The 13922-nt window shown below is 36.4% G+C and carries 7 protein-coding genes; 2 read left to right on the forward strand and 5 right to left on the reverse strand.

Annotation, left to right across the window (positions count from 1 at the left end; all coding sequences use genetic code 11):
* From IEV50_RS06300 to IEV50_RS06320, 5 genes are all read right to left on the reverse strand, one after another.
* Positions 1–2421, reverse strand: a 2421-nt coding sequence (locus tag IEV50_RS06300) for an Ig-like domain-containing protein (RefSeq protein WP_188412393.1), incomplete at its 3' end; no start/stop codon positions are given.
* A gap of 1456 nt (positions 2422–3877) precedes the next feature.
* Positions 3878–5053, reverse strand: coding sequence for a mannonate dehydratase (gene uxuA, locus IEV50_RS06305; protein WP_188412394.1), 1176 nt, complete (start codon positions 5051–5053; stop codon positions 3878–3880).
* 50 nt (positions 5054–5103) lie between these two features.
* Positions 5104–6519, reverse strand: coding sequence for a glycoside hydrolase family 28 protein (locus IEV50_RS06310; RefSeq protein WP_188412395.1), 1416 nt, complete (start codon positions 6517–6519; stop codon positions 5104–5106).
* Positions 6520–6674: 155 nt separating this feature from the next.
* Positions 6675–8303 carry a sodium/sugar symporter gene (locus IEV50_RS06315; RefSeq protein WP_188412396.1) on the reverse strand — a complete coding sequence of 543 codons (1629 nt, stop codon included), beginning with the start codon at positions 8301–8303 and terminating at the stop codon, positions 6675–6677.
* Between the two features lie 124 nt (positions 8304–8427).
* The gene (locus IEV50_RS06320) at positions 8428–9435 is read right to left on the reverse strand and encodes a LacI family DNA-binding transcriptional regulator (protein ID WP_188412397.1); all 1008 of its coding nucleotides are present in this window, start codon (positions 9433–9435) and stop codon (positions 8428–8430) included.
* A gap of 490 nt (positions 9436–9925) precedes the next feature.
* Between IEV50_RS06320 and IEV50_RS06325 the strand changes: the two genes are divergently transcribed.
* On the forward strand, positions 9926–10813 hold the full coding sequence (locus IEV50_RS06325) for an inositol oxygenase family protein (protein ID WP_188412398.1): 888 nt from the start codon (positions 9926–9928) through the stop codon (positions 10811–10813).
* Positions 10814–10880: 67 nt separating this feature from the next.
* Positions 10881–13910: a SusC/RagA family TonB-linked outer membrane protein gene (locus IEV50_RS06330; protein WP_188412399.1), complete on the forward strand. Its 3030-nt coding sequence runs from the start codon at positions 10881–10883 to the stop codon at positions 13908–13910.
* Positions 13911–13922 lie beyond the last annotated feature (12 nt).

Genomic DNA, 13922 nt, shown 5'->3' on the forward strand with positions numbered 1-13922 from the left:
ACTGGAAATACAACCATCACTATTTTTTACCGTTACCGAATAGGTACCTGATGCCAGGCCGGTAAAACTTGTAGAAGCCTGATAATTCGTGCCATCTATGCTGTAAGTTAATCCAGATCCTGTCGGAGCAGTAACCGTAATACTCCCCGTTGCAGTGCTACAAGTAGGCTGAACAGCAGTTGCCGTTGGAGTAGTTGGCAAACCATTAATGGTTACACTACTTGTTGAACTACAACCATTGCTATTGGTATAGGTAATTGTTGCTGTTCCAGCGGCAATACCAGTTACCAGCCCTGTATTGCTCACCGTGGCAACTGCCGTATTCGAAGAAGCCCATGGAGTTGTTGTTGCGGCAGTACCAGATCCTGAAAGTTGAGTGGTACCATTTACACATGCACTCGCCGTTCCTGTAATGGTTGGGGCTGCATTGATGGTTATCGTAGTGCTGGCGGTACAGCCGGTGCTATTCGTATAAGTTATCGTGGTTGTCCCAGCAGAAAGGCCTGTAACTAAGCCTGTATTGCTTACGGTGGCAACGGCTATATTTGATGAGACCCAGGGATTCGTTGTGGCGGGAGTATTTGAACCTGTTAGTTGTGTACCTGCGCCACCCACACAACCAGTTGTGGGGCCTGTAATTGTTGCAGGTACACAAGAATCTGTTATTGTATATGTTGATGTGACCTGGCCATTCGTACAATTGGTTGTTTCGCCTAACGCTAAACCATTAGAGGGATTGGTAAGTGTTAAAGTAATCGTTTCATCACTTTCTGGAGAAATCAGATCAGTAAGTATCTGGATGTAAGATGCCAGGCTAATTGCGGTAGTTGCAGTACCATCGTAAGTTCCTGCAGGAATGTTAACAGTAATGTTGCCTGTAGCTGGGGTAGTGGTATAATCTGTTCCCCTAGTGGCGCTACCACCTACTATAAGTTGTACTGTGGTGGCAACTGTAGTTGTACCAGTGAGCAATAACCGGGGTAAGTTTGCCGTTGGCGTGGTTTCTGGACCGGTAGCCGTTGCAGTGCTTAAGGATACAAGCGTAGATAAGGAGGTAAGACTGACGTTATCTAAAAAGTTGCCACCACCTATTCCTGCACTGGCAGTACTTATAGCCCGGTAGCCGTAAGTTACCTTTTGTACGGAACCAGTGGTATTTCGCCAGGTACCAGTATATTGGGTCCATCCGTTCGCATCAGTCACCGTAGAAGTAATTGTGGTAGTGGCTGGGGTCGAAACAGTTCCCGTATGCGTTCCTGCGGTGGCGTTGTTATCCCGAAAACTAGCAACATCTACATCATTAATCCTTAAGGCCATCCCATCTACACCATCTCTACCCCTATGTGCAAACGACCATGTGAAGGTTTCTCCGTTCAATACACAAATGGGTCGCTGTTCAAGCATGCCATTGGTAAAAGCATTTAATTCTGCAAAAAAAGTACCTTGCCTGGCTGGAACACCCATACCCGGGCCGTTCCATAGCTCGATAAAACTTCCATCTATAGGTGATGTTGAAGGATTTGGTGCCGCTGCCATAGCCACAGCTTCAGTCGCACTCCAGCCAGGCACGGTATTTTCCCTAGTTTGAGCGAAAGTAGAACCAGTATAACCTTGCTCAAATCCGCCATTGGTAAAGGCACGTACGAAAGGCGAGACCGCTTCAAAGACCTGTAGTTCAGTCGGATCAAAATAGTCGTGTTGGAGATCAATAACCATGATGTAACGGGCTTTATGTACCCCTACATTTAGTTTAAGCTGCCCCCCTACGGTTGTAGTATGACCAGGAAAAACAGGACCTAACTTTGAACCAGAAGCCCCTGGAACCGCTTCAGTTCCAGATGCTGTAACTTCACCAAATGTTCCACCACCAGCAGGATCTGTATATATTAATCGATTAAAGAGTGAACTGTTAGCATTATTGATATAATTAGCAGGATTAACATAACTACCTTGTGTAGGAACAAGAGCCGAAACCTGAGCCGCTACGGCACTTGGGAAGCTCACAAACATAAATCGTTGTACCCGAGGGAGACTTGCCCTGTCTCCAAGGGTAATGCTACTGATGAAGTAATCAGCCCCCAAATCGATCATGAACCATTCTGCATTTGTACCTGTGGAGGCATTATTGGTGTGCCCAATTGTACTAAAGTTTCCATCTACCAAATTTGAATTTGGAAGCGTCACAGCATCGAGGTTTGATGATGAAGTAACCGTTTTACCCAGGGCTAAATTAGTCTGCGCCTGCGCGAGACCGATTTGCATGCCAAAAACTAACAAAAATAATAATGCCAGTTTTACAAAAAAACCAAACGAAGATTCGTTTTTAACAGTAAGTGGTATGTTGAGTTGAGAAACACGCGTAAATAACTGGTAGATCGATGGATCTTTTAAAGCATGTTTAGAAGGGTAAAGTTTTTTCATATCTTGATTGATGAAAATGTAAAAGCATTAGTTTATTGCGTTAACGTACTAACCGGCCTTTTGGTGATCGGATGAAAAATGAAGGAGAAACGCTTCTTAGAAGCCGTACATTTTAACGAGGAAAAAATTGGCGGATTGTAGATTTTTTTCATAGACGATGAATAAATTTTTATCAAACGAGCAGTTAGAACGACCCTTGGTTTATCTGTTTGCTTTTAAATTATTTGTGCACTTAATATTTAGCTACAGCTATTAAATAATAATTCAGAAAGAGAAAAACTTTAAGAGTAGTTAAATTTAATTTGTAGTTTTTTAGAGGAAGAGCTAGATATTATGAAATAAAATTAATGCAGAAATTTGCAGTAGAGAATAAACAATCGACACAAAGGCATTTTCACTCCATGAAGTGCATGTTTAACTCCATGAATTAATATTTAGATTATGATCTAACTAGAAAAAGTAATTGTCAAAATATAATTTTTACATATTTGCTGTGCGTTATGATAACCGCAATTCATGTTACAAGTAAAGAAATATTAAGACTTGATAGGATTGAAATCTTTGCTTAGCGAAGCTGGCCATCAGGAAATCTATTCTTCAAAATGATTTTATTAATAATATGATTTCGATTAGACCAGTACCTAACAAAAATTACGTGTGAGAATTTTTTCTGTCTAATCTAACTACATAGTCTTAAATGGATATACTAAAAAAGTGGTATAACTGGACTAGAGAAATATGTGAGCTATATGAAGAGAAAAAAATATAAGCCCAGGAAATCCAGCTCAAGACATTATAGAAAGAGTAATACAGCTTGGTTACCAAGATACATATCCTACATTATCAGATGGACGGGAGAGGTATAAAATGTCCATTGGTAATAAAAAGGAAAAAAAGTATTACAAACCTGATAGTTCGATTAATATTTCTCGAAAACAGGGTTCCAAGCACCGTCTACGGCATGGTGAGGCACGAAGCAATCCATTTAGGTAAGATAGATTGCTTCAGCTTGCACAACTCCAGCTTAGCAATGACGACCACTCTTATAAAATGCTCTCATCTATACTATAAAAGGCATCTTAATAATCAAACTCCCAGGTTTGTAGATAAAATACAAATAACCATAATCTTTGGTCGATGGTTCGAACCAAGCTGGGTTAATAAGTAAAAAGAGGCTGTCTCATAAATCAATTTATCTTCGAATCTTGTCACGTTGAGCTTGTCGAAACGCCTAAAAAGGCAGTTTTTTCAAGTCCTAGACAGGATGACATTTTTTATTAATGATACAACCTCTTTTTTAAACTTTTATCAAAAATTTAAATCACTTTTAAAGTTTAATAATAAAGATATTACAACTTACCAATTCCAAATTTTAGCTTTCAAAAGCTAAATATTTTAATTTTTTCCTAAAAGCTACTAAATACAATTCTTCTGATATTTACAGCAGGATTAAATTTTAATAATTTCCGGTTACGCCGATTTCAAGTCCGCGGAGTTCTGCCAACCCTCTTAAACGTCCAATAGCAGAATAACCCGGATTTGTTTGCTTTTTCAAATCATCTAACATTTGGTGACCATGATCGGGCCGAAAAGGAATTGATTCTTCTCGTAAAGCATTTTCTTCTGATAAGGCCTTCATAATTTCGTACATGTTCACATCACCGCCTAAATGGTCGGCTTCGTAAAAACTTCCATCTTCATCTTTGGTTACATTACGTAAATGAGCAAAATAAACTCTTTCCTTAACAACTTTAAAGATTGCTAAAGCATTATTATCTACTCCTGCACCTAGAGAACCTGTGCAAAAACAAACCCCATTAAAAGGTTGGTTTACATGCTGAAGGATATAATTAAAATCATCTATCGTACTTGCAATTCTTGGCAAACCTAAAATAGGATATGGAGGATCATCTGGATGAATTGTCATTTTAATGCCTTCGCTTTCACAAACATCTGCAATAGACGATAGGAAATAAACCAAGTTTTCCCTCAAGCCATCAAAACCAATTTTTTTATACTCGGTAATGCTGTTTCGCAGGGTTTCCAATTCGATTTCTTTCTCATTAGGAATACCCATTAAAACGTTTATCTGCAAATCTTTTAGCTCCTGCTGATTTAATGTAGCAAACTTGTCTTTCGCCCGGTTTAAAATAGATTCAGAATAATCCAACTCCGCTTCATCTCTTTTTAAAATATATAAATCGAAAATTGCCAAGTCTATCCAATTAAAATATAGGGCTTTGGAACCATCTCTCATTTCTAAATCCAGTTGTGTACGTGTCCAATCCAACACTGGCATAAAGTTATAGCAAACTGTTTTTATACCACATTGCGATAAGTTTTGAAGCGATTTTTTGTACTTTTCGATATATTCGTCTGCGTTAGCAGCACGGGTTTTAATGGCTTCATGCACAGGAACGCTTTCTACAACAGACCATGTTAAACCAGCAGTTTCGATAATAGATTTACGCTCTAAAATATCGTTTACCGGCCAAATTTCGCCATGTGCAATGTGGTGTAGTGCGGTAACAATTCCGGTAGCACCAGCTTGTTTTACATCCTTTAAACTAACAGGATCATTTGGCCCATACCAGCGCCAAGTTTGTTCTAATTTTTTATATTCAGTTTTCATAAATTTAAATTGAGGATGGAAATTATACAAAAAATCCAAATAAATTTTTGTTAAAATGTACTGTTGGTTTCCTGAAAATTTACCGTTCTAAGTTTAGCAACATTTTTTTGTTCAATTGCTTTTCCGGCATAACTAGGTTTTTTTAAACCCCAAATTACTTCGCTGTTTAGCAAATTAATGTTTCCTGTATTTTCAAAATAAAAACCAGCAATAGGACTTTTTACCAACCCTTCTACATTGCTTGGACGGCGATCGTAAACGCCACCGCTCACATTGGTTGTTTTGTTAACCGTAACACTAACCTGGTCAAAATTAATGTTAAAAATCTTATCCTGACTTTCGCCACTAATGTAAACGCCACTTTCTCCTGTACAGCGAATATTGCTAAAATAAATATTTTTTACTGCACCAACTTTACCTTTTGTTTGTCCTTTTGGTAAGCGCCATCCGGCATCTTTATTATTTGCCGTTGCACGTGGATACGCGGTTATGTAAATAGGTTCTGCTTTTCCCCACCAAACATCACTAAAAAGTTTCGATTCGATAATCAAGTTAGAAAAAGTAACGTCGCTAACTGTTCCTTCATCCCTGTTTTGAATGCCAATACCCCTATTACTGTTTCTAATATTGCAATTGTTAATTAGCACGTTACTAATTCTATCCATATTTTCGGAGCCTATTTTAATGGCACAAGAACTTGAAGTCATGGTGCAGTTGCTAATCACAATATTTTCGCATGCGCCATATTCTTCAAACTCGCGTCGGTTTTTTAGGCATATACAATCATCTCCCGATTCGATATAGCAATTTGTAATTCTAACGTTTTTACTGTGGTCGAGATCAATTCCGTCGCTGTTTCTAATTTTTATGCTATTAAGCAGGGTAATATTCGAAATGGAAACGTCATCACAACCAATAAGATGGATAGTCCAATAAGCAGAATTTTGAAAGGTAACACCATCTATATTAAGTTTTTTACATCCAATTAGTGTTAGCAAATGCGGACGAGGATCGATAACATTAAAAGGCTTTAACACATAAGAATCAGATAATTCATCGCCCATGAAAGAAATGCCGTTGCCATCAATTATTCCGGTGCCGGTAATGCTCACCTGCTCCAGTTTTTCTCCGCCTATCCAAATGGTTCCTTCGCCTTTATTTTCGCGGAATGCACTTTTTGTATAAATGCTTTCATCAGCGCTAGCCAATATTTTTGCGCCACCCTCTACTCTTAATTCTACAAAAGATTTTAAATCGAATGGTCCTGCCAGAAAAACATGCCCTGCAGGTACAAGTACTTGTCCACCACCCGCTGCCGAGCAAGCGTTTATGGCTTTTTGAATGGCGGAGGCATCATTGGTTTTACCATCGCCAACGGCTCCATAATTTTTGATGTTAAATTTTTGTTGTGCAAATACATTTAAAGAAAGTAGGAGTGCTAATGTAATAAGTACTTTAATTTTCATTCTATATTGGTATTGGTTCATTTTGTGTAAAACGCTTCATCAATTTATATTCATTTAATGCAAATTATTGTTTTTGTTGGAGCTAATTTGCATTTGAATTAGCAATGTTACTATGATGTAGGCTAGTTGACTCTTCATTTAACATCTTCAATCTGCTACCAGAAAACGGTATAAAGAGCTGCTAAAATGCCACAAATTATAACTGATGAAACCGCAAATGCTGGTGTTACTTTAAACATACTTCTATCAATTTCCAATCCTTGCTCGTTATTTTTACTTTTCGGATCGGTAAGGGTTACAGCAACCATAATAATTATAATGATTACAAAAACCCACGACATTCTATTTAAAAAAGGAATATCCGCAATAAAGCCATTACTTAAAACTGGTAAAAACTTAAGGAAAATTGATAATGGGATGGTTAGCAAAGCAGCAGCAAGTGCTGCCCTTGAAGTAGTTCTTTTCCAGAAAAAGCCTAGCAAAAAGATAGCAAATACGCCTGGTGATATGAAACCAACGTATTCCTGAATGAATTGATAGACCTGATCAAAACTTCTTAAAGCTGGAGCCACAACGATTGCAATAAGTGATGCCACCACAACCGACCAACGACCAACAGAAACTAGTTTCTTTTCGGTTGCTTCTGGCTTAATATACTTTTTATAAATATCTAATGTGAATATAGTTGCAATACTGTTTGATTTTCCGGCCAGTGATGCAACAATTGCAGCTGTTAGTGCGGCAAATGCCATTCCCTTAATCCCTGTTGGCAATAAATTCATCAAAACCGGATAAGCATGATCGGGTTTAACAATTCCATTAGAATCGAGCATTTCTGCCTGAAAATAACCCCGTTGATAAAGCACATAAGCAGCAATACCTGGTATAACTACAATTACTGGAATAAGCAATTTTAAAAAGGCTGCAAATAACAATCCGCTTCTTCCTGTTTTCAAATCGGCACCCAGTGCTCGTTGCACAATATATTGATTACAACCCCAATAATTTAAGTTATTGATCCATAAGCCACCAACAAGAACCGCTATGCCTGGTAATTCATTATAAAACTTATCACCCTTGTTAAAAATCATGTGGAAATGATCAGATGCCTCGGTACGTAAAAGTGGAAGCGCACCAAGAACAGTTTGTGTATCCAGTTTTTCGGAAACCAACTTTAACGCCATATAGCAGGTAATTAAACCACCAACTACCAACACAACTACCTGAATTACATCAGTATAGCCAATTACTTTCATGCCGCCGAGCGTAATAATCGCCGAAAAAATAGCCAGAAATATTATACAAGTACTAAATGGAATACCGGTAATGGTTTCAATTGCGATTGCACCAAGAAAAAATATCGAAGTTAAATTGACAAAAACATATACAAGAAGCCAAAAAACTGCCATCAATGTGCTAACTGTATTATTATAACGTGTAGATAGAAATTGGGGCATGGTATAAATTTTGTTCTTCAGGTAAATTGGAAGAAAATAAACCGCAACAATGATGAGTGTTGCTGCAGCCATCCACTCATAACTAGCAATTGCAAGCCCCATTGCAAAACCCGAACCGGACATACCAATGAAATGTTCTGCAGAAATGTTAGATGCAATAATAGATGCACCTATAGCCCACCAAGTAAGAGAACCTTCGGCCAAAAAATAATCTTTGGTATCGGTCTGTTTATTTTTCTTACTGCGATAAACCCAATATCCGTAAGCAGAAACAATGATAAAATATATAAAAAAGACTGCACAATCGAGTGCGGAAAGGTGGTTCATAGAAAAAGTTATATTTGGTTTTTTTTTAAAAATCAGAAAAAATACTAACGTTAGCAGCTTTATACTTTTATTTAATTACGTAAACGTTTTCGAATAACCCGAAAAAAAAATATCAATAAAATAATTAGCAGCCTGTAGATGCCCTTTTAATGAGGGATGATTTTAATACAATATTCTGATCATCATCAATACCTCTTTTATTCAAAATTTTAAATAGACATTTTGCTGCCTCATTTCCAATTTCAAACGCGGGTTGCGTTATAGTTGTGAGCGATGGATTAAGTAATTTAGCCGAACTCATGTTAGAAAAACTAAGGATTTTTACATCCTTAGGTATCTGAAGCTGCAAATAATTACAGGCTAAATAAGCCGGTATAATAAATTCTTCTATTGATGAGAATAGTGCGTCTGGATATTGGTCTTGAAAAAGTTTCTTTATATTATCCAAATTTACATCTTCATCTTCACTATAATTTAGCACCAAATTTTCATCATAGCTAATTCCATGAGCATTCAAAGCATCTTTGTACCCAGAGAACCTTGCTCTTCCGGCAGGAAGATTTCCCAATCCATACAGGTAAGCAATTTTTAAACAGCCACATTTAATAAGGTGTTCGGTAGCCGTAAAGGAAATCTGATAATCATCTGTTGTTATCTTAAAGGCATCCAAAGATTCGTAGACACGATCAAAAAATACAAGCGGTATTTTCTTTACCAAATCCCTATAGTAATCGCTGTTGTATTCATTACTCGATACAGATGTTAAAATCCCATCCACTCTGCCATTAAGCAAACTGTTGGTAAATGACATTTCCATTTCGGTATCTTCATGAGTTTGGTAAATTAGCACATGGTGGCCGTATTTCCTGGCAATCTCCTCAATACCCTTAATAGCCAATGAGAAAAAATTATTTGCTATACAAGGTATAATTACAGCGATGGTTTTAGTTTTATTGCTTCTTAAATTACTTGCCGCAGGATTTGGCGTATAATTGAGTTCTTTTGCAAGCGACAAAACTCTGTTTTTTGTTTTTAAGCTAATTTCATAGCTATCATTTAACGCCTTTGAAACTGTTGCAATAGAAATATTCAACTCCTGCGCAAGCCTTTTGATATTTACCTCTCCCGACATCTTTAGTTACTCAAGTCTGTTAGTTTTTTTATTCTTTGAAAACAAAATGGTTTTCTTAATTAATATCCCTTTTAATGATTACCACCTAATAATAATAACATCAGGATTATATCTATAAAAAAGGAAAACGTAAAATGTTATCTATTACATTTTATTTATAATGGGTAGAACTATTTGGCTATTTATAAACCGTTATTACATGCATGCAACGTAATAATTTCGTTTTTACGAAAATATAAATAATAGTTATAATAATAGTTAATTAATATTCTAATTAAATGCTAAACGCAAAAACGAATATTACTTTATCAGCCTCTACTCAGCAGAAACAACATAAATATTTGGCTTACAGTTAAATACAACAAAAATAGGAATATTACGTAATCGTTTAAGTAAATAAAATTGGCAAAACATAAAAGTTTAAGCTTTCAAAAACTCAACTTTAACTTATCAAACTAAAGTATATTTTAACCAAATTATTTCCAAACGTATGAGAAACGAAAATTTAGTTTCAAAGGAAGATCAAAATCCTTTGAAAAATATTGATCAGTGGGAAGAGGATTTATTAATCCGTTATCCAGATCCCGCAAGCATAAATGCTGATAAAGAAGAGCAACAGTTTAGAAATTATGAAGAAACTGAAAAAGATGGTGTAAAAGAGTTTTACAGATTAAACCATACTTATCAAACTTATGATTTCGTTCAGCAAAAAAAAGCAGATTATTTAAAGTTTGATAAAGAAGAAATGCCGGTTTGGAGTGCATTCGATTTCCTGAACAAGCTTGTTGACGATTCAGATCCTGATACCGATTTAGATCAGATGCAACACCTTTTACAAACTTCTGAAGCAATTCGAAATGATGGGCATCCGGATTGGATGGTATTGGTTGGCCTTATACACGATATGGGTAAAGTACTTTGCCTTTATGGCGAGCCACAATGGGCTGTTGTAGGAGATACCTTTCCGGTTGGTTGCGCCTATTCTGATAAAATAGTTTATCCTGAATTCTTTAACCTAAATCCCGATATTAAAAATCCAACCTACCAAACAAAACTTGGCGTATATACTCAAAATTGCGGACTTGATAGTGTTCACATGTCTTGGGGCCATGATGAATATGTATACCATATGATGAAACCATATATCCCTGAGCCAGGATTATATATGCTTCGTTACCATTCCTTTTATTCACAGCATAGAGATAATGCTTACGACCATTTAATGAGCGAAAAAGACCATGAAATGTTCAAATGGGTACAGTTATTTAACCCTTATGATTTATATTCAAAAAACCCAAATCAAAAAAGCTGGGATGAGTTAAAGCCATATTACGAAGCATTGGTTAACAAATACTTACCAGCAAACATTAAATTTTAAAAACAACTAATTAACATTTTTTATAACCAAATAACAAACAATTTATGAACCTAATTTTACAAACGTCATGAGATTTAAATTTACAACAATAAAGTATGGCGGAATCTTTTTGCTGCTGTTACTTATTGGACAGTCTTTCAATATCGCTTATGCGCAAACTGAAAGAAAAATTTCTGGAAATTTATTAGATAATACAAATCAACCCATTATTGGAGCTTCTGTAGCAGTAAAGGGAACTTCTAAAGTAACGGTTACAGGAGATGCTGGTGCTTTTAGCATACTTGCTAAAAATGGCGACCAGCTGATTTTTACTTTCATGGGCTTTGAAACCAAGGAAGTAACAGTAGGAACCTCCTCAACATACAAAGTTGTAATTGACGAAGCAAGTGCATCATTAAACGATGTTGTAGTAGTTGGTTATGGAAAAAGTACTCGAAAGGCATTAACCAGTTCTATATCAACCATAAAAGGTGATGAATTAAACAAAGGTGCTATAAGTGATGTTGGACAAATGTTACAAGGTAAAGTACCTGGTTTGAACATTACCAGAAGTGGAGATCCAAACCGTTCGGCAGCCATTATTTTGCGTGGCGCTTCTACCCTGCGTGAGGGTGCACAATCGCCATTATTTGTAATTGATGGTGTAGTTGGTGCTGATATTTCTATCCTTGCTCCAGATGATATTGCATCGATTGATGTATTAAAAGATGCTGCTGCTGCTGCAATTTATGGTAACAGGGCGGCAAACGGAGTAATTATGGTTACCACAAAGAAAGGTGTAGCCGGACAAACTCAATTATCATATAGTGGCTATTTTGGAGTAGAGAATGTTTCTAACCAGTATGAAATGATGAACTCTGACCAGCTGCGTGCTTTTCTAGCAAAGAATAATTCTTCTTTGTTAGCAGCAAATGATCAAGGTGCCAATACGAACTGGCAAGATGAGGTTCAACGTACAGATGCCATATCTCAAAACCATAACATATCATTTAGTGGCGGTACAGAAAGAACGACTTACAATGCCAGTTTAAACTATTTTAAACAACAAGGTATCATCAAAACGAGTGATTTAGATCGTTTTATTGGTCGCGTTGGTGTTGAGCAAAAAGCGCTTAACGACAAATTAAAATTGGGTTTTAGCTTAACCAATTCTGTAAGTAATTCCAATTTAGTGCCTTATAGAAATACCGTTCTTTCTCAGATGTTGACATATATGCCAACTTCTCCAGTTAAGAATGCTAATGGATCCTATTTTGATAATTTAAACCAATCGAATTATTATAATCCAGTTTCGATGTTAGAAAATGCTCAAGAGAACCTAAAATACAAAAACCTACTTGGTAGTTTTACAGCTAACTTGAAACTTCCTTTTGGGTTTTCTTATGATGTATCAGCTTCGTATCAGAACTTTCAAACAGTTTATGGCGCATTTTATAATAGTATATATACATCTCGTTATAACAATGTACGTAGTACACCAGATCCGCCAGCAAACCCTTCTATAGTTCCATTAATAGGTCAAAACGGTGTTGCTGTTAGAAATGCGTATCAAAATACCAATAAAATAATCGAAACCTATTTAACCTGGGATCGTAAATTTGGAGACCACGCTATTAACGCAGTAATTGGCTATTCTTATCAGAGCTCAATTAATGGTGATGGTGTACAGGCATCATCAACAAACTTTCCAATTAACCAGGTAGGTTATTACAACCTAAGTTTAGGAAACCCTTATGCAATCAAGGATTTTCAAGTTAATTATGGAGGTAATACCTATCAGGAAGTTTTATTGATCTCCGATTTTGCAAGAGTCAATTATAATTACAAAAACAAATACGTTTTACAGGGTTCAATAAGAAAAGATGGTTCATCTGTTTTTGGTAGAAACGAACAATGGGGTTACTTCCCTTCTGTTGGTGGCGCCTGGAATATCGATCAGGAAAACTTTATGAAAAATCAAAACCTTTTAACAACCTTAAAGTTAAGAGCAAGTTATGGTATTGCAGGTAACTCAGCTGGTTTTGACCCACTTACTACAAGATTGATTTATGGAAATGTAGGGCAATTTTACTACAACGGCGTAAATGAATCGGCAATTGGAGCAGTGCAAAATGAAAATCCAGATTTACGTTGGGAAAGAACTGCTACAACCAATTTAGGAACAGATTTTAGTTTATTTAAAGGCAGGTTATCTGGTTCATTTGATTGGTATAATAAAGTTACAAGTGATTTAATTTATACATATGATGTAGATCCTAATGTTTATCCTTTTAACAGACTTACAGCTAACGTTGGAAAGATGAGTAATAAAGGTATAGAGTTTGTACTTAATGCTACTCCTATCGCAGGCAAAGAATTCTTTTGGACAACAAACATAAACTTAGCACGAAACGTTAATAAAATAATAAGTTTATCAGATAGCAGATTAGCTTTAGCAAAAGTATATTCTGTACAACCTGATGGAGGCGGACAAACTGGGTCTACAGTTCAACTCTTGGAACCAGGCTTGCCAATCGGAACTTTCTACACTTTTAAATATGCAGGTAAAAATGCAGCTGGTGTATCTCAATATTATGATGCCAAAGGTAATTTAACTACCAATCCTGCAAATAGAACGGATTATTATGTTGTTGGAAATGCACAGCCAAAAGCATTAATCGGTTGGTCAAATAACATCAGCTACCGAAATTTCGATTTCAGTGTTTTCATGAGAGCGGTATTGGGTAATAAGATTATGAATATCACCAGAGCAGATTTGTTCCGTCCGAACACGGCGCAGTTTACAAATATTCCGGTAGAAGTTGCAGATGAATCTACAGCAGATTTTAATTCATACAAATATTCATCCCGTTTTGTAGAGAACGGAAGTTATCTACGTTTGGATAATGCCACACTAGGCTATACCTTCAAAAAAGGTATCCCAGGTGTTAAATCACTAAGATTATACACAACGGCAAATAACCTTTTTGTAATTACAGGATATAAAGGTATTGACCCAGAGATTAACCAAGGCGGTATTGCGCCTGGTGTAGATACCAATAACTTCTATCCAAAAACCAGAACATTTTTATTCGGTTTAAATGTATCATTTAACTAATCCATAAACAAG

Origin of the sequence: Pedobacter mendelii (assembly GCF_014635725.1) — a bacterium.
Classification (GTDB): Bacteria; Bacteroidota; Bacteroidia; order Sphingobacteriales; family Sphingobacteriaceae; genus Pedobacter; species Pedobacter mendelii.